The sequence below is a fragment of the Scytonema sp. PCC 10023 genome, from assembly GCF_963920835.1.
GTDB lineage: Bacteria > Cyanobacteriota > Cyanobacteriia > Cyanobacteriales > Nostocaceae > Kalymmatonema.
In genome coordinates this window covers 48,153-73,229 of the sequence record NZ_CAWUDP010000010.1, presented here as the reverse complement: position 1 = coordinate 73,229, position 25,077 = coordinate 48,153, and the positions used below count along the sequence as shown (strand labels likewise).

Here is a 25,077-nt window from a genome sequence, read left to right as displayed (position 1 = left end):
GACGTCAGTAGGGGCCACCCCCTTTGGGGAAATTTAAAATTCAAAGTTCAAAATTTAAAACTATTTTTTTACTTTGAACTTTGAATTTTTGAGTGCTCGTGGGTTAAATGTGAATGGCGACATCCACTTGTAAGTTGGTTAAACCTGCGACCCTTTGACTATCTGCTGGATCATCAATGCGGATTTTCACTTGAATGATTCTGCGGTCTGTGTCTGCTGCTGGATTAACGCTGAGGATATTTTGTCTGTCAACTTGCAAACCAATCTCTGTTACGGTTCCTTTTATTTTTTTAGGAAACGCAGTGCTGGTAATGGTGGCTTTTTGACCGATACGGATTTTGCCAATGTCAGTTTGATAAATTTCCGCCACCACATACATTTGAGATGTTTTACCTATCTCAACAATCCCTTGATTACTGCTCACCTCTCCAGTTTTGGCGTGAACTTCCAAAATTCTGCCATCTATGGGAGATTTGAGGTAGGTTAAATTATAGTCTGCTTTTGCTTGTTGAACAGCAGTGATAGCACTTTGAACTTCGGCTTCTGCCAACTTCACATCTACGACACGTACCTCTTTAAGACTTCCTAATTTGGCTTTTGCCTCATTAAGCTGGTCGCTTATGGTGTTAACAGTACTGTTGAGGTTAGCTTTGGCTTCTGTCAGTTGCTGCTGCACTGTCTGCTGTTGCAAACGCTTACTATCTGCTGTGGAAGCAGAAATGGCACCTTCTCTATAAAGTTGCTGATATCGATTGTTTTCAGTTTGAGCATTTTCTAACTCAGCCTGCAAACGGGCAATTGTCGCTTGCTTAGTCGCCACTTCTCCTGTTAACTGCGATTCTAAGCGAGCGATCGCCGCTTTTTGAGCGTTTATGTCTCCTGGTTTAGCTCCAGCTTTAACCTGCGCCAGTTGAGCTTGAGCAATTTGAACTTTGTCTAAAGCTTGTTGTAAAGCCGCCCGACTGCGAGCATAACCTTCCAGCAAAGCCACGACTTGCCCAGCCCGAACTTCATCTCCTTCATTGACCAGCTGTTTTTCAACTCGGACACCGCTCTGTGAACTGGGAGCAAACAACTTGGTCACTTCACCTTGAGGCTGCAAACGTCCCAAGCCAGTAACAGCAACTTTAGTTGGGGCAGCCTTCGGGGCTTTTGCTGGCTGAGTTTGAACGTTAGACCTTCGTGAAACATTTTGAAAAAATAAGAGCCCGGTAGCTGAAGCAATAAGAACTGCTAAGATAATTTGCCACCGAGACGGAGGTTTCGTGTATAACTCGCTTTGCTTTTCTGCTGCCATATTTTCATCTCAATTGTGTTATGCCGAAGGGTAGCCTAGATGGCTATATCAGTTGATGACTGTGGATGCATCTGAAAATTCATTGCAAGAACTTTTCCTATATGGATTTGAAATTCGTATAGGAACCTGATAAGTTTTAGAAACTTTTGTACGTAATTACTTAGAACAAAGCCACCACGAATAACTATGTCGGTGGGAAAACAGATTGTGATGTGACACAAAAATCTACTAATTTTTATCCTAATGTAAACATTCGATAAGTTACTTTAAAACCATAGAAATGCTGTCAAAAAAACCTCAGTCTCAAGCAAAACGAAGCGTCGTAGATAATTTGCGAAAACTTGTCTTCCATACTGCCAAAAAACTTTGATTTTGTCAAGCAGTGACTCTACAGAAGTTTTCTCCTAATTTATTGTTGACTAGTTCCAATTTTGAAAGAACGAAATGTAGAAAAAATGTTGCAGAAACTACAAACAATTGCAGAGAAACCTTAGATAAACTTGGTTTCTTTAAAAAAGGGTTTTCTGTGAGCAGAACTATTGTGATTGGGCATGACAACAACTCATCTTTTACAGTTACCAGTTATCAGTTATCAGTTATCAGTTATCAGTTTTTGGCCACTGTTCACTGTTCACTGGTCACTGTTTTAAAACCTAAATGTCGAAACCGGGAACTTTCTGATGGCGATTGACTTCCAAGGTTCTAAGTCAATACCTGCAAGCATAGCTGTAAAAGAATGAAGAAGGTTTAAGGGTGAAGTGAGAAGAAATATACAGATTCAAGCCCCAAAAATAAAACGTGGAGCTAAGATACTGGTTCAACAGCTTTATTTCATGCTTTGGAGGTATCCGCAACAAAGAACTGCTGGCTTCATACTTCATACTTTATACTTCATATTTTCAATGGCTTTTAGCACAATGGCGAGTTATAAACGATTTTTATCAGAATTATCATGAAATTTCTGTTTTTGATAGTACTGATGAAATAAACTAGCTATATCTTATTGTTGGTATTTTCGCTGACAACACTAAAAAGCAGCAATTATGCCTATAAAATCAGTGCCCATAGACCAAATTAAAATTGGTAGTAACCGCCGTCCCATAAGCGGCGACAAGGTTGAAGAGCTGAAGGAATCAATTCAAGCTAATGGTCTGTTGAACCCAATCACAGTAGACCGAAAGCTGAACTTGATTGCTGGGCTACACCGCCTGACAGCTTGCCAGCTACTTGGTTTAGAAAAAATCCAGTGTAATATTGTTGATTACGAAGATGCTGATCAAGCTCGTTTGGCGGAGATTGACGAGAATTTTATCCGCAATGAGTTAAAACCCCTAGAGCGAGCAGAACTGCTATTGGAGCGCCAGAAAATTCTGGACAGACTGGGACTGATGGCTAAAGCTGGGGATAACCAGCATACGCTCAAAGGTGGTGAAATGATTTCACCACCTCCTAAGACCAATTTAGAATTTGCCAAAGAAATCGGATACAGCGAGCGTAGCTTGCAGCACGATAAGCAAATTGCTAAAGATATTCATCAGGAAGTCAAACAGAAAATCAAGAGTACGCCCATCGCTGGCATAAAAACGGAGCTGATCAGGATAGCTAGAACAGGGAGTAAAGAACGCGCCTTAGCAGAACAGGCGGAACAAGCTCTAGAGTTAGCTCAGGCGAAAAGAGACGAACAAGAAGCCCAAAAGCAAGCTAAAATAGCAGTGCAATGGCGGCTGAGGCAACAAGAGTTACAGTTGCAAGCTTTCAAAATTGCTATGGCAAAACGAGAAGCTAAGTCAGCTGCCAAGAAAGCCCAACCTCTGCTTGAGCAACCTCAAGCCGGTCAACCAACAGTTGCTGCTCACAAACCTTCGGTCAATGTTGGTGACGAATGGATGCTCAACCAACAGCATTTAGTTTATTGTGGAGATACTGCTAGTAAACAGTTCATGGATCTGCTTCCTGGTGATGCATCTCTGGCGATCGCTACCCTTTCCCCAACCTGGAATCATGATTACTTAGTAAATGAAGCTCGCCTTGTCGCTGTACTACGCTCTGAGGGCAACATTTATGACTTTTGCAGCCGCACTCGGATGCCATTTCAATATGAATTAGTCCTTGGTAATTTGTATGTAGGTATTTTTTCGCGCCAATCAATATCCAAGCCACAGATACCTATTCATATAGAAGGAGTGGAGGGAATAGTCGCTTACTTATTAAATATGTATACCAATCAAAATAATTTTGTCATTGCCCCGTTTATGGGACACGGTGAAATCCTGATTGCTTGCGAAAGGATGGGACGTACCTGTTTTATTGGGGGTGAGAATCCGGAGTTGGTGAGTCGCGGAATTATGCGATGGCAAGAGTGGACTGGTAAGCAAGCAGAGAAAACAGGGTCATTTGACGTATAAAGTTGAGTTGGTTTGGATCACCTCAAATTAACCTACATATAGCAATCCTATTTGATTGGTGAAAATTATTTTAAGTATGAACCACGTAGACACGAAGTGGCGTGCCGAAGGCTAGGACGCAAAGAACACAAAGAGCAAAAACAGAGGTTTTCATAAATCATTTAGGACTGCTATGGATTAATTTTGTCTTCAAAGCATCAAAATTTAGCTTTTTAGTGTTGGTTTCTTCAACTCTGACAGCGCTTTCCTGTAAGTAGGGCTATACCACACAATACCTTAAGTGTCGATATTACGGGCTTTTGATGGGAGATATCCACCCGACAATTTGTGGTCTAATCCTTTTAAAATAGCTGTAATATTGTATCTATAATTAAGACTAAAAATCACAAGTTCATGTTTTTATAAAAAACACACTGATACCTATTCTGTTAGTATATGTATTTGTTAAAACAGTGAACAGTGACCAGTGAACAGTGAACAAAAAAAACTAATCCCTGTTGACTGATAACTGGTAACTGATAACTGATAACTGATAACTGATAACTGATAACTGGTAAGTGGTAAATAGTCGGCGAATTTACAAAAAACACACTGATTTCTTTATGAGAACCAATTTTACAGGGCTTTCAAAAGCAAACTATAAACCATATGGTAGAGGCACAGCAATTCCCTGTATTCTACCTAATTGAAAATTGCTGTATCTTACAAGCCTAATAAAGAATTTGAGAGGACGCTAAATAATAGTAAACACATATACTTTTTTATTTTTGAAAAAAGTTCATATCTGCGAACAATATTTCCTTTCAAAATTGCTAAAAACGAACTATTCAGTTTTCATCATTTATGCTAGTCTTTTTATTAATTCTCATGTTTCAAGGCAGCCAGGTACATTATTTAGTTAATTGAGAGCGAAAAACTAAAAAAAAACCTGCTTGCGTTTCCCCAAGTAATTCTTCGATTATTTGTTCGTTTTTTTCCATGTATTCAGGTATAGAGGGGTGTTTTTTCTGTAACTGATTTGTCAAACTCTGTTTGTCAAATTCCATAGAATATATTATCTTGGACGTTGAAACTTCCCATGGCATTTATCAAGATACAGAACGTTGTTATTAACACCAGCTACGTTGCCGCAGTTAAGCTAAATCATCAAACAAGCTCTGGAGAAAAAAGCGTTTCTGTCCTCATAGCTACTCCCAAGTTTCCAGCGTTCCAGGGGGAAACAATTGCTCAAAATCCTCAGAATTTATGTCATTCGGAATGGATTGAATTTAGTGGTCAAGCAGCGATCGCCCTGCAAGACTATTTTACGAGTTTCAACAATGTCATCGACCTACTACCACAACATCAGGAGTCGAGCATTGTATAGCATTTTTGGCAAAAATTGCTGTGATATTGCCAAAACCTTTTAGAAACGCGGTTGAGCATGAACTCACCAGGGTGGTATTTCTTATGTGGTGTGGATTTGAACAGAATCTTTTACTCTTTGCAGATAGGATAGCTGCTTTAAATAGGAAATAGTCCTGTCTTGAACTCGCCACAAAAGTCACCGCAGCATCCTCTTAAGCGCTACTCACGATTAGTCTATGTCCTATGTCTGCTCATTCAATTGATACTGCCTTGGCGGAATTGTCAGCCCAGATAAATAACTTTGAGAAGGCTGTGTATAAGTTTATTGAGGAGAAAAAAATGACGTCTGATAAATCCTTGTCGGTTAACAAAATTAACAGAAAATTACAAGATAACCCTATAGCCATCGTTGGTATGGCTTCTCTTTTTGCAAAATCTCGAAACTTGCGAGAATACTGGCAAAACATCATTAACAAAGTTGACGGGATTACTGATGTTCCCTCGACACACTGGAACATAGAAGATTACTATGACCCGAATCCGAGAACACCAGAAGAAAAAACCTACTGCAAACGAGGCGGGTTTATCCCATATGTTGATTTTAACCCGATGGAATTTGGGATTCCCCCCAGCATCTTGGAAGTGACAGATGTTGCGCAACTATTAAGTTTAGTAGTTGCAAAAGAGGCAATGGAAGATGCAGGGTATGATACATCGCGCGAATTTAACCGTGAGACTGTTGGGGTGATTTTAGGCGTGGCTGGAAGCCAACTGGGATTACCACTTGCAGCTAGGTTGCAATATCCCGTTTGGGAAAAGGTGCTGAAAAGTAGTGGTTTATCTGATGAGGATACGCAAAAAATCATCAAGAAAATCAAAAGCGCTTACGTGAACTGGGATGAGAATGCTTTCCCTGGGATGTTAGGTAACGTCGTTGCTGGCAGAATTGCTAACCGTTTAAATTTAGGCGGGATAAACTGCGTCGTCGATGCTGCTTGTGCCAGTTCATTAGCTGCTCTAAAAATGGCAATTAGCGAACTCGTAGAACACCGCTGCGACCTGATGCTGACTGGTGGTGTTGATACTGACAACACCATCATGGCTTTTATGTGTTTCAGCAAAACGCCTGCTGTCTCTCCTAGTGACAACGTCAAACCCTTCGACGCCAAGTCTGATGGAATGATGCTAGGTGAAGGTGTCGGTATGGTTGTACTCAAGCGCCTAGAAGACGCTGTACGAGACAACGACAAAATTTACGCTGTTATTAAAGGAATTGGCACCTCCAGCGATGGGCGGTATAAAAGCATCTATGCACCCCGACAAGAAGGACAAGTCAAAGCCTTGGAACGTGCTTATGAAGATGCAGGCTTTGCACCTAAGAGTGTCGGTTTGATTGAAGCTCATGGCACAGGTACCATGGCTGGTGACCCCACAGAATTTGCCTCTATAAAAGAATTTTTTGGGGAACAAAACTCAAAAAGGCAGTACATTGCCCTTGGCAGTGTTAAATCCCAAATTGGACATACGAAAGCTGCAGCGGGTGCCGCAAGCTTAATCAAAACGGCTTTGGCTTTGCATCACAAGATACTACCACCCACAATTAACGTTACTCAACCCAACCCCAAATTCAACATTCAAAACTCGCCGTTTTACTTAAATACCGAAACTAGACCCTGGATTCGTGCCGAAGGGGAAGCGCCAAGACGTGCGGGTGTGAGTTCTTTTGGGTTCGGCGGTACAAACTATCACGTTGTCTTGGAAGAATACGAAGCCGAACAAGAGCGCGCTTACCGTATACACAATACTGCCAGTGAGGTGTTGCTGTTTGCTCAAACTCCTGCACAGTTATTAGCAAACTGTCAAGAGATTTTGGGTAAATTGCAATCTGAGGACGGAAATAGAAATTATGTAGAACTTGTAGAGGCGTGTAAATCACAAGACATTCCTCTCAACGTTGCAAGAGTCGGCTTTGTTGCAGCTTCTTGTGAGTCGGCTTGCAAATTGCTGCAAATCAGTATTGAGTTACTAAAAACTAGAGCCTCAGACTCCTCATGGGAGCATCCCCAAGGAATTTACTACCGCTCTTCTGGTCTTGAGTTAGGTGGAAAAGTTGTTGCTTTATTCTCTGGGCAAGGTTCTCAATACTTGGATATGGGTCGGGAACTGGTGATGAATTTCCCCACCTTGCGCCGTCTTTTTGGCTACATGGATAGCCTTTTGCTTAAGGATAATTTGCAGCCCCTGTCGGAAATCGTTTTTCCTCATCCCGTGTTTGAGGAGATGGAAAAAAATGCTCAAATTGCTGCATTGCAGCGTACAGAATATGCTCAACCAGCAATTGGGATGTTGAGCGCTGGGCAATATAAAATACTGCAACAAGCTGGGTTTAAGGCAGATTTCACCGCAGGGCACAGCTTTGGAGAACTCACAGCTTTATGGGCTGCGGGTGTTGTGAGTGATGAAGATTACTGCTTCTTGGTGAAAGCCAGGGGTCAAGCAATGGCAGCTCCCCAAGATCCAGATTACGATGCAGGGGCTATGCTTGCTGTCAAAGAAGAAGTCGGCAAGATAGAAGTAGTGCTCAAGCAGTTCCCTCGGGTGACAATTGCTAATCTCAATTCTCCTCGTCAAGTGGTGCTAGCAGGACCTGCGGTGGAAATAGCGAAAGTGCGCCAGAGTCTACAAGAACAAGGATATGCAGCCGTTTTGTTACCTGTGTCAGCAGCTTTCCATACACCGCTGATTGCTTTTGCTCAGAAAGCCTTTGCCCAAGCAATCAAGAGTGTCAGTTTCCAAAATCCGAAAATCCCTGTTTACACGAATGTGACAGGAAAGCAGTATTCCAAGGAAGCAGCAGATATTCAAAGAATTCTGGAAACTCACCTGTCTAACGCGGTGCTGTTTAAGCAGGAAATTGAAAATATTTATGCAGCGGGTGGTTCTTGTTTTGTTGAATTTGGTCCGAAGAAAATTCTCACAGGTTTGGTGAAAGATATTTTAGGCGATCGCCCCCACCTAACTGTGGCTTTGAACCCCAGCACCTCAAAAGACAGCGATCGCTCCTTAAGGGAAGCCGTCGTGCAGTTACGCGTAGCTGGTTTGTCCTTGAAAAATCTCGACCCCTACCAACTGCCACAAACTATTCCTGCAACCGAGAAAAGCAAAGGGTTGAGAGTGCCTTTAAATGGCATTAACTACGTGTCAGAAAAAACAAAAATGGCATTTGAGCAAGCTTTGCAGGATGGTCACAAAGTGAAATTACCTGCAAGCACATCTGAGAATAACACTCCCACCGACTCAAAGCTACCCTCAGTCACTTTAACCACGATCACCGCCACTCCCACAGCAACAGTTACAGAGAGCAACGGGCATACAAATAAATCCCTACTCCCTACTAACCAGAAGATTGAGGACAAGGCAACAAATGGAAAAGGACACGGAGATGCGGGAACGCGGGGACGCGGCGAAGTTCACCCCATAACTCCAACTGTGGAACCCCCCACCTCCTCATCTCCCTCACTCCCCTCATCTCCCTCATCCCCCTCTCCCTCATCCCCCTCATCTCCCTCATCCCCCTCACTCCCTCTCTCCCTCTCTCCCTCTCTCCCTCTCTCCCCCTCATCTCCCTCATCCCCCTCATCTCCCTCATCTCCTTCACCTCAACCCATTCCACAGCCGAAAATGCAAACAAGTCCAGATAAACCCGTGAATTACCAACAGGTTTTAGCAAGCTTAGAATACGTCCTAGCACAATTTCAGCAAAATCAAAGCGAGAATTTACAAGTTCACGGGCACTATCTCAACCATCAGAAGGAATATGCTAAAACCTTTTTCCAACTGATGCAGCAGCAAAATTCTTTGTTTGCCAACAGCACATCTTCACAAGAAGCTGCAAAGCTCAAGCCAGTTCTCATGGAAAGGTTAGAGCGTAGTATGATGCAGTTTCACGCTCAACAAAGTGAAACTTTACACATCCACGAGCAATATCTTAACTCTCAGGTAGAATACACCAAAAACTTTTTCCAACTCATACAGCAAGAGTACTCACAGATCATCAATGGTAAGCTGGCGATAACTCAACCCGTAGTATCCTCTGAAGTAATAACTGAACTAACGACAGATCCAAATAAAGAACAAAACCATCTCATTGCTTTAGAAACAACGGCTACCAAACAAGACAGCCTAGTTCCTCCCACTCACCAGATAGCAGCAACTGAAGCACAGCCCGTAGTCAAAATGGATGCTCAGTTGCATTCATTTCTAGAAGTTGGCACTCAAACGCAAATACACAAAGCAACAGATTTTGTAGCGGATACTGATGGTTTCGCTGTTAGTCCCACAAATAACTTATCCGTTACATCTGTTACTCCATCTGTAGCTCCATCTGTTACTCCATCTGTTACCCCATCGGTTGCTCCCCTCCCCATCTCCTCACCGGTAGTTACCGAAACTGTAGCAGTCAGGACAGAAGTCGCTCCCACAGATTCTTCTACAACCACCTCTGGTGTTAGTGTAAATGTGGCTGATTTGGGTACAAACCTGTTGGCAATCATCAGTGAGAAAACAGGCTACCCAGTAGAAATGTTGGATATGAACATGGATATGGAGGCAGACTTAGGGATTGACTCCATTAAGCGTGTAGAAATTCTGGGGGCAATGCAGGAAATGTACCCAGACTTGCCCAAACCAAACGTAGAAGAACTGGGAGAACTACGCACCATTGGTCAAATTGTTCAATGTCTGCAATCCACTGCTTCTCCATCGATTGCTGTTCAATCTACCGTTCAATCTACTGTAGAAACTACTCTTTCCGTACAAGAAGACGCAAGAATACACGAGCAAGTTGAGACACAGAACTATTCCGTTCCAAACTCTTTTGTAGAAGCTGAACCAACACCTCACCTCCTCATTTCAGACTCAACTCCATTCACCGAAAGTGCCACAGTCAACGTTGAAACAGAATCAGCAGACACAGATTTGACAGACTTGGGTCAAACTTTGTTGGCAATCACGAGTGAAAAAACAGGTTACCCAGTAGAGATGCTGGATTTGAACATGGATATGGAGGCAGATTTAGGGATTGACTCGATTAAGCGAGTGGAAATTTTGGGGACAATGCAGGAAATGTACCCCAATTTGCCCAAACCGAATGTGGAAGAACTGGGAGAACTACGTACCATCGGTCAAATTGTCGAGTATTTGCAAAAGTTAGTTGGTACGGAAAAAAAAAAGCCTCTGAACAACTCCTCCAACCCATCAGCTAACTTAAATAACAATCCTTTGCGTCGTCAAGTCAAACTAAAAGTCCTGCCTCAACCGGATTTTTTAGATTTCACCTTACCAGAGGGGCACATCGGTTTACTCACCGATGATGGCTCCCTCACCACTTCCCAATTAGCTCAAATTCTCACAGAGCAAGGCTGGAAAATTGTTGTTTTAAGTTTCCCCCTATCGCTTGTTCCACAACATTCACCTTTACCTGCAGGCGTGAATCGCGTAAATCTCACAGATTTAAGTGAGGAACATCTACAACAACAATTAGCCACCATCTCCACTAAATACGGTTCAATTGGTGCTTTCATCCATCTAAATCCAGTATTTGAGGTCATCCGCAACGGCAAAATTCCTTATCTTGAACAGGAAAAGGCGATTGTCAAGCACGTCTTTCTCATGGCTAAACACCTGAAAAAATCTCTCAATGAAGCCACACATTATGGACGCAGTTGTTTCTGCACCGTTGCTCGTCTTGATGGAGCCTTTGGATTAGGACAAAATGTCCACTTTGGTCCCATCAGCGCTGGTCTATTTGGATTAACTAAGACTCTCAACTGGGAATGGCAACAAGTATTTTGCCGAGCAATTGACTTGAGTCCTGATATTAATGCCCAAGAGTCAGCACGTCACATTTTTGCCGAGCTACACGACCCCAATCGTTACATTACGGAAGTCGCTTACGGTTCCCACGGACGAGTCACCCTGATTAGTACTCCCAAGAGTTAACCAGATAGGGAAGATGACGGAGTAGGGGGAGAAATCAATTCAAAATTCAAAATTCAAAATGAGGAGTTTGTTCCTGATCCTCCTCATCTCCCTCATCCTCCTGATTCCCCTCATCCCCCTCCCTCACTCCCTCACCTAAAAGTATGGCAGCAATCAATTATATTGGTCGCGTTCTTGATAGAGAGAAACAAGCTCCTATAAGTGGAGCTAAAGTCTCAATTAATTTGCCCGGTTCTTCAGTTGTTGTGTACAGTGACTTGGAAGGAATTTATAAATTTCAAGTTCCATTTGATGACAGTAATGTACTTGAAGGAGAAATAACAATAGAAGCCAAGGGCTACAAAACGTATTCTTCCTTCATCAGGCTATTACCTGATGATAGAGATATTGGTGATATTCGACTCGTCTACCCTCATAATGTCTCTCCTCATAATGTCTCTCCTCATAATGTCTCTCCTCATAATGTCTCTCCTCATGCTCAAGAGGTAGAAAATCAGGATAATTTACTACCAATTCTAGCAGGTATTATGGTAGTATTAGCTTTAATTGTAGCGGCACTAACTTTACCTCCGCCTCAAGAAACGCCGCCTCTAGAAACACCAGACAATCTTATCAACCTTCAACAAGTATTGCCTCTTTCTGTGAATTCAGTTTATGAAGGTTTAACTTCATCAATCTTTTCTTAAAAATATGAAGAATAAATAGCCTCTCAATTTGAGTTTTGAAAGAGGTTAAGACATCAATTTACCCTAAAAAGAAAACAAGGTAAACACAAAATTTATGACACTAACAACCAACATTCGTTCCACATCAGTTTTTCTCGTGAGTGGTGGTGCAAAAGGTATTACAGCGAAATGCACTATCAAATTAGCACAGCATTCTCCTTGCAAATTTATCCTTCTAGGTCGCTCAGAACTCCTAGATAAAGAACCAGATTGGGCGAAAGATTGTTTGGAAGAACCAGTGTTAAAAAAAAGCATCATGGAATACTTGATATCACTGGGAGAGAAGCCCCTACCTGTCAACGTACAAAAGCTTTATAACAAAATTATCTCTACTCGAGAGATTAAACAGACTTTACAAGCCATTCAACAAGCAGGAAGTCATGCTGAATATTTGAGTGTTGATGTCACTAATGCAGATGACTTAAAGGAGAAACTTGCTGCTATAGTTGAGCGTACTGGACCGATTACTGGCATCATACATGGTGCTGGCAATTTAGCTGATAAATTGATTGAAAAGAAAACAGAACAGGATTTTGAGAAGGTTTATACAGCTAAAGTTAAGGGGCTGGAAAATCTTCTATCTTGCATAAAACCTAATCAACTTGAATATTTGGTTTTGTTTTCTTCTGTAACAGGTTTTTACGGTAATATCGGTCAGACTGACTACGCGATCGCCAACGAAATTCTCAACAAATCAGCCCATCTCGTCAAGCAACGCTACCCCGAATGTCATGTTGTAGCTATCAATTGGGGTGGCTGGGATAGCGGTATGGTGACACCGCAATTGAAAAAAGAGTTTGCCCGACGGGGTATCGATATTCTTCCCGTCGAAGTCGGAACGCAAATGCTTGTCAACGAACTTCATCCTGCAAATCAGGGAACCGCACAAGTAGTTATCGGTAGCCCTATAGTTCCGCCTCCTGCACCCCTAGATTCCCAACTGCGAACCTACAGCATCCGTCGTCAACTCTCACTAGAAGCCAATCCGTTTTTACTGGATCATACCATTGCTGGTAAGCCAGTTTTGCCAGCCACTTGTGCAGTGTCATGGATTGTCGATTCCTGCGAACAACTTTATCCGGGTTATCGATTTTTTAGTAACACAGATTTCAAAGTTTTGAAGGGAATAACTTTCAATGAAACTCTTGCAAAGGAATATATTTTAGAACTGCAAGAAATTTCTAAAACTGACTCTCAAGAAATCATCTTTCAAGCAAAAATATGGAGCAAAACCCCAGAAGGTAAAATCAATTATCATTTCAGCATTTCTCAGGTTAAGTTAGTGCACCAACTACCGGAACAACCCACTTATGAACCCTTGAATCTTGAAGAAGATAATCTCATCACCATGGCTGGCAAAGATTTTTATCAAGCAAAGACAGAAACATTCTTTCCCTTATTTCATGGAGATTCTTTTCAAGAACTCAAAAGGGTTTTGAACATTAGCCCTGAAAAAATCACAGCTGAGTGTATTTGGCATGAAATTCCAGATAAACAACAAGGACAATTTCCAGTTAAGTGGGTGAATCCTTATGCCATTGACTTGAGTACCCATCCTTTATGGATTTGGATGCAGCATTTTCATCAGGAAATATGCTTACCTGCAGGGCAACAACAATATGAACAGTATACGCAGATTCCCTGCAATACACCTTTTTATGTGTCTTGTGAAGTTAAGTCAAAGACTGCAACTAGCATAGTTGCCGATTTCATCGTACACGATTCCCAAGGAAAAATCTGCTCGCGTCTCTTGGGAGGCAAGGGAACTATTATACCTACAAAATCACTCAATGGCTAAATCAAGAATAGGGCTCACGCAATCCATCTCGTTCTCAGAGTCTTTTGACCTGTATGTTTGAATTACAGCGCTAATTCTATCATTAGACAACAAATCTTCGGGTGGAGAGAAGTCCTGCAGGCGGGTTTCCCACGCCCAGGGAACTTCGGGGCATTGCCGCATAATATTTCAAAGCTTCATAAGATAAGCTTTTATGGGTAATGCCCACCCTACAGAAAACCGCTGTAAGGCAAGGTAGAACCTCGCAGAATACATTAGACCTCTTGCATAAATGTTATTATGTCTCGCGCAAAGGCGCAAAGACGAGCCAGCGCGAATGATGGCTTTCCCGACAGCCAGGCGACTGGCGTCGCAAAGAAGTACACCAAGAAAATGGCTTTTGCAAGAAGTCTATTAAACCTGCCTTGAAACTCTACTTTCATAGTTCGTTGTGTACCCCTAGCGGGGGCGCTTTGCGCTCACGCAGCTCATGGAGTAAGATTGCAAAAGTCAAAATTATGAAAATAAAACCACAGATGTAGACGCCGGAGGGGGCTTCCGGGAGGGTACACAGATACGCATAGATAAATTATCTGTGTCCATCTGTGTCCATCTGTGGTTCTAAATATCCTTAGATCATACTTTTGCAAGAAGTCTCTTTTCAACCAAAGCCTGGAAGTTCATACAAGATACTTTTTTCAATCACTTAGGATAAGGAAATCAGCCGTGGAAAAGATAGCAATAATTGGATTCTCATGCCTCTTTCCTGATGCCAAAAATCCGGAAGAATTTTGGCAGAATCTTATCCAGCAGAAGGATTCAACATCATCAATTACTGCTGAAGAAATTGGAGTAGACCCACAAGTTTTTTATGACCCAGTCAAAGGTAAACCAGACAAAATCTATTCTTTGAAGGGAGCATTCATCCGCGACTTTCAGTTTGACCCAAATGGTTACAAGCTACCAGCGAACTTCCTACAAAGCTTAGATAATACCTTTCAATGGTCACTTGATGCTGCTAAACAAGCTTTGCAACATAGTGGTTATTTAAGCAATCAATCTGTTCTCTCAAAATGTGGAGTGATATTAGGCTCTCTCTCGTTGCCTACAAAATTATCTAATCAATTATTCGCTCCTATATATGAACAGGTGCTAACACCTGCAATTAGAGAACTTTTGCAGTGTGAAGAATTCGATTTAGCTTCAATGAGCGCATCTGCAAAAGCTTCCACATACAATGCAATGATTTCTGGTTTGCCAGCTGCCGTCATCGCCCAAGCCCTGGCTCTATCCAATATTCATTTGTGCATTGATGCAGCCTGTTCATCACCACTATATGCAGCGAAGCTTGCGTCTCATTATTTGTGGACGCATAAAGCAGATTTGATGTTGGCTGGGGGAATTAGCTGTTCTGATCCTCTGTTTTTGCGGATGTTATTTTCCGGTATCCAAGGATACCCGGAAGACAACGACCTGAGCCGTCCTTTGGACAAATCCTCTAGAGGACTCATGACTGCCGATGGAGTTGGGATGGTGGTGCTGAAACGATATAGTGATGCACTCAGAGATGGCGATCGCATTTATGCCACCATCGCTGGTAATGGACTCTCGAACGATGGTCGAGGGAAACACTTACTTAGCCCCAATTCCAAAGGGCAAATTCTCGCCTTTGAACGCGCTTACAAAGAGGCACAAATCAGTCCAAAAGATATTGATTACATGGAGTGCCACGCGACTGGCACATTGTTGGGAGATACTACCGAATTCAACTCAGTAGAAACGTTTTTTGGTCAGCATCAAGCAACCCCTCTAGTAGGTTCTGTCAAGGCTAACGTTGGTCACCTACTTGTCGCTGCTGGCTCAGTAAGCTTGATTAAGGTGCTTTTAAGTATGTCCAAGGGTGTCATCCCACCGACAATTCATGTTACTGACCCCATAGGATGCGACAACAACGTCATTTCGCCTCAACGAATTGTCACAAGTACCGCCAAGTGGTCCCAAAAAGCACCAGTCAAACGAGCCGCCATCAGTGCATTTGGTTTTGGTGGAACCAACGCCCATATGATTTTGGAACAAGAGAACCTCTCCCCTAACCCCTCTTTGCTAGCGGGGAGGGGTGCCGAAGGCGGGGTGGGGTTCCGAGGGATATCAACTGAACCTGATACGACCTCCCCATCTCAACCAGTGCAACTTGACAAAATCGCCATTGTGGGTATGGATACCTTTTTCGGCTCCTGCAATGGATTAGATGCTTTTGACCGCAGCATTTATAACGGAACGCAGCATTTTATTCCCCTTCCGCCTGACAGATGGCATGGCTTAGAAGACCAAGAAGACTTACTCAAGAAGTATGGGTTACCAAACGCTAAAGCACCAGTAGGGGCATACATCCAAGATTTGGAAATAGATACCTTATCTTATAAAATCCCCCCGAACGAACTATCTAAGCTGAACCCGCAACAACTCTTACTTCTGAAAGTTGCCGATCGCGCCTTGAAAGATGCGGGAATCAAAGAAGGTGCAAATGTTGCAGTCATCATCGCCGCTGAGACAGAATTTTCTGTCCACCAGTTACAGCAGAGATGGAATCTCTCTTGGCAAATAAAAGAAAGCTTGATTGCTGGAGAAATTTCTTTACCAGAAGAAAAGATTGCTCAACTGGAAAGTATCCTCAAAGATGGTGTTCACAATCCAGTAGAAATCGGCGAATATCTGAGTTATATCGCCAATATCATGGCAAGTCGCATTTCTTCCCTGTGGGATTTTACAGGTCCAGCATTCACCATCACAGCGGGCGAGAATTCCACTTTCAAGGTGTTGGAAATCGCACAAATGTTACTGAGTGCTGGGGAAGTGGACGCTGTGCTTGTGGGTGCTGTTGATTTAGCTGGCGGGGTAGAAAATATCTTGCTGCGAAATCTCACTGCACAAATCAATACAGGAGTCAATACCCTCAGTTACGACCAAAAGGCGAATGGTTGGACGGTTGGTGAAGGTGCAGGCGCAGTTGTCCTGAAGCGCCACGACACAGCAACAAAGCAGAGCGATCGCATTTATGCAGTCATCGATGCCGTTAGTTTTGCACAACAGCATTCTACATCCAATGACTTGGACAGCCGTCTAACAACGCCTGATGCAACAGCCGTCAACTCTGTCTCGAGACAAGCTTTTGAGATTGCAGGTGTCAAACCTACAGACATTGAATATCTAGAAGTTTGTGGGAGTGGTATTCCCCAAGAAGATGAAGCAGAAATCAAAGGTTTAGTCCAGGCATATCCAGCGGATAAAAATGGTCTTAATTGTGCAATTGGCAGTGTCAAAGCAAATATCGGTCACACATATGTAGCATCGGGAATTGCCAGCTTAATTAAAACGGCTCTTTGTCTCCATCACAGATACATTCCCGCAACCCCCAAATGGTCTGGTGTCAAAAACCAAGAGGTTTGGCAGGATAGTCCCTTTTATGTTGCCACAGAATCAAGACCTTGGTTTTTGGGCAAAGACGCTAAAAAGCGAGTTGCTGCAATTAATAGCATGGGGATGGATGGGACTTACGCGCATGTCATCTTGTCAGAAGAACCTCAGCAGATACAGCGCCACAGCAAGTATTTGGAGCAAACACCTTATTATCTGTTCCCCATTGCAGCTGATAATCGCTCCGATTTACTCCAGCAGATTAACGCTCTCAAAACAACCATCGAAAATTCTACTTCTTTAAACGTTACTGCAAGCCAAACTTTTGCTATCTACAAACAGCGTGTTGAAGCAAATTATGCGATCGCAATTCTTGGACGAAACAAAAACGAATTAGCAAGGGAAATTGAAGCTGCCTTCAAAGGTGTGAATAATGCCTTTGAAAACGGGGAAGACTGGCAAACACCAGTAGGCAGTTATTTCACAGCTAAAGCAATAGGCAAGAAGGGGGGTGTAGCATACGTTTATCCTGCTGCGGTTAATTCCTATCTTGGCATCGGTCGTAATCTCTTCCGCCTGTTTCCCAAAGTTCACGATGACTTGGTCATCAAAAGTCTTTTCAGCCTTTTTGCTGAAGTTTCTCAGCTCGTCTTTCCCAGAAGCTTGAATAAATTATCAACCAGGCAGTTGGAAAATCTCGAACAGCGATTGCTCAATAATTCCTTGGCAATCTTTGAAACTGACATGGCATTTGCCAGACTCATTACCACAATTATCCGAGATGATTTCCTCCTCAAGCCAAAATATGTTTTTGGTTATAGCCTGGGCGAGACTAGTATGATGGCGGCGATGGGGGTATGGAGCAACTTTAGCCAAGGGATTAACGCCTTTCACGCATCTCCTTTGTTTGGAGACAGGATATCTGGACCGAAAAACGCCGTGCGGGAATATTGGGGATTACCATCAGCACAACAATCGCCAGATAATGATTTTTGGAGTACCTATCTTTTGATGGCGACTCCATCCCAGGTGAGGGAATGCCTCAAAAATGAAAATCGCGTCTACTTGACTCAGATAAATTCACCAGAAGAAGTTTTAATTGCTGGTGATACAGCCGCCTGTCAGAGAGTGATCAAAAGTTTGGGTTGCAACGCTTTCCGCGCTCCCTTCAACCATGCAATCCACTGCGAACCAATGGCATCGGAGTACGACGAAATAGTTAAAGTCAACACCTTGCCGTCCCACAACATACCCGGCGTTGTGTTTTACTCTGCGGCTGAGTATATGCCCATCAGACTTGATAGTGATGTCATCGCTCATAGTCTTACAAAAACCTTGTGTGAACAGGTTGATTTCCCTCGATTAGTGAACCGCGTCTACGAGGATGGGGCAAGAATATTCGTTGAAGCAGGGTCTGGCAATGTTTGTTCTCGATGGATTGATAAAATCCTAGAAAACAAAGAACATATCACCGTATCCTTCAATAGAAGAGGTATGGACGACCATACTTCTATTATCAGAGCATTAGCAAAACTTTTCAGTCATCAAGTTTCTCTGGATTTATCATCTCTGTATAGTCAGACAACAGAAACATCCAGTCAACTTAAACCGACTGTGAAAACTGTCAACTTGGGTGGAAACAGAATTGTTGCCAAAATCTTGAGTGACGAAAACCGTACGCTTTTTGAGAATGTAGCTAGCAAAAAACAACTTCATCTTGTTAGCAACCAGCATCAAAATATTCCTCTCTCCATAGAGTCTGAACTCACAAATTCACTCAAAGACTCAAGCAGTATCCACAATGGTGGAAGTCATCTCGGCAACCTGACACTATCAACGACTAAGCAAGACGAAGAAAACGTGAAAAATACCACTAATAACAGTTTTGGATCTAGGGAAGAGTTACAATCTTGTGAGTCAACTGTAACTCAAGAAATTATTTCTCAATCCATTCTGCATCCAATCAACACCACTCAAAATTTTGTCCATTCAGTGCCTATCCTTGACTTAAGTCAGTCTCAGTACGACAAGTTAAGTGCTAACAATAAGAGCGTTAATAAAGCTCACGCTGACTTCTTAAAATCCAGACAAGAATTTAGCCAACAAATGAGCGAAATTATTCAATTACAACTGGCTTGTGCTGAAAACTTACTGACTTAGTTATTTATTAATAGGTAGTAGTTAGTTGTTATTCTTTCACTATTGACAACTAACAAATGTACAGACGCGCCATGGCGCGTGTCTACAACTAACAAATGTACAGACGCGCCATGGCGCGTGTCTACAACTAACCACTAACGACTCTCTCTTACTCACAATTCAAGGGAATCACTACCGTGAAAACTGAAAATGCGGTATTAGGTAAATACAATAACGGTCTTAGCTTTTTTGGTCACTTCAATCACAATCAAGTTTGGAAAGGTGACTTAGATTGTGTGGCGTTTGAACCATCAGATATCAAAGAGAAATTGCAGAATTTACATAAACCTTGTTACATCGTAAGAGTAGCAGGAAAAATTGGTGTCACCAACGAAGGTTATTCTTGTTCTACTGATAATGGGACAGGACAAGTAGAATTGTTGATTGCAGTTCCACCGACCTCAACACATAATTTAGGAGACCCCAGTTTTCTTTCCTCTCATGGTGTGAAATACGCCTATGCTACTGGTGCAATGGCTGGCGGTATTGCATCTGAAGAGATGGTGATTGCACTTGGAAAAGAGAAAATTTTGGGCTCCTTTGGTGCTGGTGGTTTAAGTCCAGACCGTCTTGAAGCAGCTATTAACCGTATTCAACAAGCCTTACCTCAAGGTCCCTATGCTTCTAATCTTATTCACAGTCCGAATGAACCTGCTATTGAACGCCGTGCTGTGGATATCTACCTCAAATATGGGGTGAAAACTGTAGAAGCTTCGGCATTTTTGGACTTGACTCCCAATATTGTCTATTACCGTGCGGCTGGGCTGGGCGTGAATGCAGCCAATCAAATTGAAATCAAAAACAAAGTCATTGCCAAAATCTCCCGTCGAGAAGTCGCTAGCAAATTTCTGCAACCAGCACCACTAAAAATTCTTAAAGAACTTGTTGCACAAGGACTCATCAGTGAGTTACAGGCAAATCTTGCGGCTACGCTTCCCATCGCCGATGATATTACTGTAGAAGCGGATTCTGGCGGACATACAGACAATCGCCCCCTAGTTTGTCTGCTGCCTTCTATGTTGGCATTAAAAAATGAAATTCAGGAAAAATATCGTTACTCAACACCTATCAGAGTTGGAGTAGCCGGGGGAATTGGGACACCACAATCAGCAATAGCCGGCTTTATGATGGGTGCTGCTTATGTGGTGACTGGTTCGATTAATCAGTCGTGTGTTGAAGCTGGAACTTGTGATTTTACCAAGCAATTGTTAGCACAAGCAGAAATGGCTGACATGATGATGGCTCCAGCAGCAGATATGTTTGAAATGGGAGTCAAACTTCAAGTTTTAAAAAGAGGAACTATGTTCCCTCTACGAGCTCAGAAACTGTATGAGATATACAGGAATTATGACTCGATTGAAGATATCCCTGTCCCAGAACGAGAAAAATTAGAAAAACAAATTTTTCGTAAGAGCCTTGCTCAAGTATGGGAAGAAGCTGCAACTTATTTGTCCAAAAGAAATCCTGAAAAACTAGGGAAAGCAATCAACAATCCCAAAATGAAAATGGCGGCAATTTTTCGCTGGTATTTAGGATTATCCTCTCGCTGGTCTAGTTCTGGAGAAAAGGGTCGAGAAGTCGATTATCAAATTTGGTGTGGTCCGGTGATGGGTAGTTTTAATGACTGGGTTCGTGGTTCTTATTTGGCTGAGCCAAAAAATCGCCGAGTCGTTGATGTTGCTGATCACATCATGACTGGAGCAGCATTTTTATACCGCATTCAAAGTTTAAAAATTCAAGGTCTACAAATCTCGGATGACTACTGTCAGTATCGTCCAGTTTATTCTACTAGCTTTTAAAAGCTACAAATTGAGGGGTTCAAGAAACCCGGTTTCTCAGAGAAACCGGGTTTCTAAGAAATCGCAGACTATGATGTTAGAGGTGTGTAAATAATGGCTTCAAAACAGTTTCATACGGCAGAAGAAGTTCAAGAATGGCTAGTGTCTATTCTTGCTGAGGCACTAAAAATCGAACCTGATGAAATTAATATCCAAGAGTCTTTAGAAAGCTACGGTTTAGACTCAGCTCAAGCTATGGTTTTAGTGACCCAAGCAGAGAAGATGCTGGGGTTTGAAGTCTCTCCTACGTTGCTGTGGCATTACCCAAATGTCGAAGCACTTTCACAGCGTTTAGCTGAAGAATCGCAAAATTTGGAGTCACAGGTTGAAGACACGGGAGTTGCTCCTCGAACAAATCTTTCCGCTGTCAAGACGGTAACGCTCGATTTAAGTGCTGAAGCTGTTTTAGACCCGAACATCCGTCCTGCATCGACTTTTAAATTTACAACTGAACTGGATAATGTCTTTTTAACTGGAGGAACAGGCTTTTTAGGAGCTTTTCTCATCCATGAACTGCTACAGACAACAAATGCAGATATCTATTGCTTAGTACGTGCTGCTAATTCTGAGGAAGGCAAGCGCAAGCTGAAGAAAAACTTGCAACAATATGCGGTTTGGGAAGAAGAGTTTAGCCCCAGAATTACTGCGATTCCTGGAGATTTATCTCAGCCACTTTTAGGTCTCAGTACTGAAGGGTTTGAAATGCTGGCAGCTAATCTTGACGCTGTGTATCACAGTGCTGCCACGCTGAATTATGTATATCCCTACTCAGCACTGAAGACTGCTAATGTTCTGGGAACGCAGGAAGTGATACGCTTAGCAAGCGAAATCAAAGTTAAACCTCTGCATTACGTTTCTAGTGTTGCTGTTTTTGAATCACCTGCTTATGCTGGCAAGGTCGTTAAAGAACAGGATAACTTTGACCATTGGGAGGGTATTTATCTCGGTTACTCTCAAACAAAATGGGTTGCTGAAAAGTTAGTTAAGATTGCCGGTGAGCGAGGACTTCCCATTACCATCCACAGACCACCATTGATAGCAGGGGACAGTCGAACAGGTGTGTCTAACACTCATGATTTTACCAACCTGATGATCAAAGGCTGTCTTCAGATGGGATGTTTTCCAGATGTGGATTATATGCTGGATATGTCTCCTGTGGACTATGTGAGCAAAGCGATTGTTTATCTATCAAGGCAAAAAGAATCTATAGGCAAAGCTTTCCACTTACAACATCCTGAACCTGTATCCTTAAAGATGTTAGTTGAATGGATGCGCTCTTTCGGTTTTCCAATTCAAATGCTTCCTTATGACGAGTGGCAAGCACTGTTAATGAAAAATGCGACTTCTGTGGAAAATCCTTTGTACACACTACGACCTTTCTTATTTGAACGGTGGTCTCAAGAAGGACTGACGATTCCAGATTTATATCTGCAAGCTAAAAGACCCTTTATAAGCTGTCAGGAAACACTCGATGCACTTGCAGGAAGCTCGATTCTTTGTCCACCGATAGACTCTAAATTGTTTATCACATACTCCTCTTACTTGATTGAAACCGGTTTTTTGAATGTTGCCTAGAAGTGCGCCACTAGCTTTGTTTGAAAGGTAATGTAGTTAGCGTGTTTCATTAATTCTAATGGGTTACAAGATCCCCGACTTCTTAAAGAAGTCGGGGATCTGATCCCTATGATATGTCAAAATTAATGACATAAACTACTAGTTTGTATTATTGGTAATTGGTCTGAAGTTTAGACTTTTACTGCAATTGTTTCGATAAATAAGCGCTCTTAGCGTTGTGCATTAAACTTTTTGAGGCAGTCTGAGCGTTAAAAGCCGTCGCTCCAGACTGCCGTTTCTTTATGGATAATATGAATCAGCTAATGGGGAATGAGCAAATACTTACTTGGTAAGCTTTTTATTATAAATATTAGTGTTATTTATAATTCAAGCTAAGAAAAAATAAAAATGTTATAATCTGGTTAACTCCGTGCTTTGTTTGAAAGTAAGCTCCGTGAAGCAAAGCATTTCGGAAATTCTACCTACCGCAACGGGTGCGCTCCGCTACGGAATTTAAGTTTGGTTATGGTTCACAGCGATAAATCACCCAAAAGAGCTGATATTAAAGTTGGTTAATCACTTCGTTTATGTTGTTATTTGTTATCAGCTACTAGTTAGTCTTTGAAAATAACTAATAATTAACAACTCACAACTCATAATTAACCACTAAAAGCAAATTTATGGAGGTATTGAAGTGGTAGCAACGTTCACAGGAAAAGTCGTTCTGGTGACTGGAGGCGGTTCGGGAATTGGCAGGGCTTCTGCACTAGCATTTGCCAGGGAAGGAGCAAAGGTCGTTGTTGCTGATGTAGCTGTTGAAGCGGGTGTTGATACAGTTAGCAAAATCGAGGCAAGCTACGGTGAAGCTATTTTCGTTAAGACAGACGTTTCCAAGGCGGCTGAGGTCAAGAAACTGATTAAAAAAACTGTTGATACCTATGGAGCGATCGATTGTGCATTTAACAATGCTGGTATCAAGGGAGTGAGTAGTTCAACGGCTGCTTGCACCGAGGACAACTGGGATCGAGTGCTCAACATTAATCTTAAGGGTGTGTGGTTGTGCATGAAATACCAAATTCCTTATATGCGGGAACAAGGCGGCGGAGCGATCGTCAATATGTCCGCCGCTGCTGGTTTGAGTAACTGCCTGGAACGTTTTCCTGCCTACACTGCCAGCAAGAATGCTGTCATAGGACTGACGAAAACCGCCGCCGTTGAATATGCAAAAGCGGGTATCCGCATCAACGCATTGTGTCCAGGCTACATCTACACACCAATGGTTGAAAGCGAGATTCATCAAAACCATCAAAACTCTGATTTGAAAGATTTGATGGCTGATAAAGTCCCTATGGGACGTTGGGGAACCCCGGAAGAAATCGCTGAGATTGCACTTTTTCTGTGTTCAGATACTGCATCGTATGTCAACGGACATGCGATGGTTGTAGATGGTGGTTTAGTCGCATAGCCAGAAATTTAACAGTTACCAGTTATCAGTTATCAGTTATCAGTTGTCAGTTGACAGTTAACAATTAACAGTTCACTGTCCACTATCCACTATCCACTGCGGCTGGTACTGTTCACTGTTCACTGTTCACTGTTTTAATCATTTATGCAGGACAACAGAAAGCTTGGCAGATGTGCAGACCCTGTTTTCCCAGATATGGTCTTTTAGGGTCTTGAGAGTGCTTCAATGATTGGGTGAGGTTCTCAAGATTAATACTGCCAGCATCTTAACTGCAAGCCACTACCCTCTACAGCAACAGCCGCAACAGAATTGTCAGCTGGTACCAACTCATCCAAGCTCCATTTTTCCTCTGTCTTTAGCTTTGCTGGTTGCCCTGGAGTGAGGGAAACCTCTATTTGCTCTAAGTGAGCAATTCCTACTCCAGTGGCTTTTAAATATGCTTCTTTGCAAGTCCAGTAGCGGAAAAATACCTCTTGCATTTTGTTGGGAGGAAGCCCACACATCACTGCATATTCCGCAGGTGAAAAGTATCGTTTAGCAAGGGCAAGAACGTCAGAAATCGGGCGGATGTATTCTAGGTCTACTCCCACGAGGCGATCGCAACTCACTGCACACAAAGCTAACCCAACTGAGTGAGTCAAGTTAAACGATAGTTTACTATCAGCAAACGTATCAGCTAACACTGGTTTGCCAGAGGATTCATAAGAGAACTGCAATTGTTGCGCCTCGACACCCAAGTAGCGACCCAATATAGTTCGCAGTATACCGCGACCAGCAATAAAACGCTGCCGATGCTGTTCTTTATAAAAACGCTTTGCTCGACAAACTTCGTCGCTGGAGAGGGTTGCTGCCAAATGTTGCAACTGTGCTTCTGGTCTGTCAAGGTCAATTCGCCAGACATGAACTTCATCCTGCAACAAAGTTAAATCTGCCGATGCAGGCAGCCACAAATGATTTTCAACAGTCATTGAGTCACGCAGTAATAGTTAGCTAATGCCTGAATTTAGATACCTAAATTTTGAGAGGATTGGTGTTAACAGCGGTGTTCTTCCGCTA

The 25,077-nt window shown here is 42.5% G+C and carries 11 protein-coding genes and 2 pseudogenes; 10 read left to right on the top strand and 3 right to left on the bottom strand.

The annotated features are described in order from the left end of the window. Positions 1-103 precede the first annotated feature (103 nt). Positions 104-1,297 carry an ABC exporter membrane fusion protein gene (locus tag ACM0OZ_RS08605; protein ID WP_414582375.1) on the bottom strand — a complete coding sequence of 398 codons (1,194 nt, stop codon included), beginning with the start codon at positions 1,295-1,297 and terminating at the stop codon, positions 104-106. A gap of 1,043 nt (positions 1,298-2,340) precedes the next feature. Here ACM0OZ_RS08605 and ACM0OZ_RS08600 point away from each other — a divergent pair. Beyond that, positions 2,341-3,702 (top strand): ParB N-terminal domain-containing protein, encoded by a 1,362-nt coding sequence (locus ACM0OZ_RS08600; RefSeq protein WP_414582374.1) that lies wholly within the window; start codon positions 2,341-2,343, stop codon positions 3,700-3,702. An 890-nt stretch (positions 3,703-4,592) separates the two neighbouring features. Here ACM0OZ_RS08600 and ACM0OZ_RS08595 read toward each other — a convergent pair. Then, the gene (locus tag ACM0OZ_RS08595; protein WP_414582373.1) at positions 4,593-4,748 is read right to left on the bottom strand and encodes a hypothetical protein; all 156 of its coding nucleotides are present in this window, start codon (positions 4,746-4,748) and stop codon (positions 4,593-4,595) included. Positions 4,749-4,780: 32 nt separating this feature from the next. On the opposite strand from ACM0OZ_RS08595, the gene ACM0OZ_RS08590 reads away from it, so the two are divergent. From ACM0OZ_RS08590 to ACM0OZ_RS08550, 9 genes and pseudogenes are all read left to right on the top strand, one after another. After that, complete coding sequence (locus ACM0OZ_RS08590) at positions 4,781-5,068, top strand: hypothetical protein (protein ID WP_073630933.1); 288 nt, start codon at positions 4,781-4,783, stop codon at positions 5,066-5,068. 224 nt (positions 5,069-5,292) lie between these two features. Further along, positions 5,293-8,250: pseudogene (locus tag ACM0OZ_RS08585) on the top strand (beta-ketoacyl synthase N-terminal-like domain-containing protein); the annotation flags it as partial. An 858-nt stretch (positions 8,251-9,108) separates the two neighbouring features. Then, positions 9,109-11,049, top strand: a pseudogene (locus tag ACM0OZ_RS08580) (phosphopantetheine-binding protein); the annotation flags it as partial. Positions 11,050-11,192: 143 nt separating this feature from the next. Then, entirely contained in the window at positions 11,193-11,735 is a 543-nt protein-coding gene (locus tag ACM0OZ_RS08575; RefSeq protein WP_414582372.1) for a carboxypeptidase-like regulatory domain-containing protein, read from the top strand. Between the two features lie 94 nt (positions 11,736-11,829). Beyond that, positions 11,830-13,572 carry an SDR family NAD(P)-dependent oxidoreductase gene (locus tag ACM0OZ_RS08570; protein WP_414582371.1) on the top strand — a complete coding sequence of 581 codons (1,743 nt, stop codon included), beginning with the start codon at positions 11,830-11,832 and terminating at the stop codon, positions 13,570-13,572. Between the two features lie 705 nt (positions 13,573-14,277). Continuing rightward, the gene (locus tag ACM0OZ_RS08565; RefSeq protein ID WP_414582370.1) at positions 14,278-19,125 is read left to right on the top strand and encodes a PfaB family protein; all 4,848 of its coding nucleotides are present in this window, start codon (positions 14,278-14,280) and stop codon (positions 19,123-19,125) included. Positions 19,126-19,301: 176 nt separating this feature from the next. Then, the gene (locus ACM0OZ_RS08560; RefSeq protein WP_414582369.1) at positions 19,302-20,963 is read left to right on the top strand and encodes a PfaD family polyunsaturated fatty acid/polyketide biosynthesis protein; all 1,662 of its coding nucleotides are present in this window, start codon (positions 19,302-19,304) and stop codon (positions 20,961-20,963) included. A 93-nt stretch (positions 20,964-21,056) separates the two neighbouring features. After that, positions 21,057-22,577 (top strand): thioester reductase domain-containing protein, encoded by a 1,521-nt coding sequence (locus ACM0OZ_RS08555; RefSeq protein ID WP_414582368.1) that lies wholly within the window; start codon positions 21,057-21,059, stop codon positions 22,575-22,577. 673 nt (positions 22,578-23,250) lie between these two features. Continuing rightward, on the top strand, positions 23,251-24,021 hold the full coding sequence (locus ACM0OZ_RS08550) for a glucose 1-dehydrogenase (protein WP_414582367.1): 771 nt from the start codon (positions 23,251-23,253) through the stop codon (positions 24,019-24,021). Positions 24,022-24,269: 248 nt separating this feature from the next. Here the strand turns inward: ACM0OZ_RS08550 and hetI are convergent, their stop codons facing one another. Next, positions 24,270-24,989 carry a 4'-phosphopantetheinyl transferase HetI gene (gene hetI / locus ACM0OZ_RS08545; RefSeq protein WP_414582366.1) on the bottom strand — a complete coding sequence of 240 codons (720 nt, stop codon included), beginning with the start codon at positions 24,987-24,989 and terminating at the stop codon, positions 24,270-24,272. Positions 24,990-25,077 lie beyond the last annotated feature (88 nt).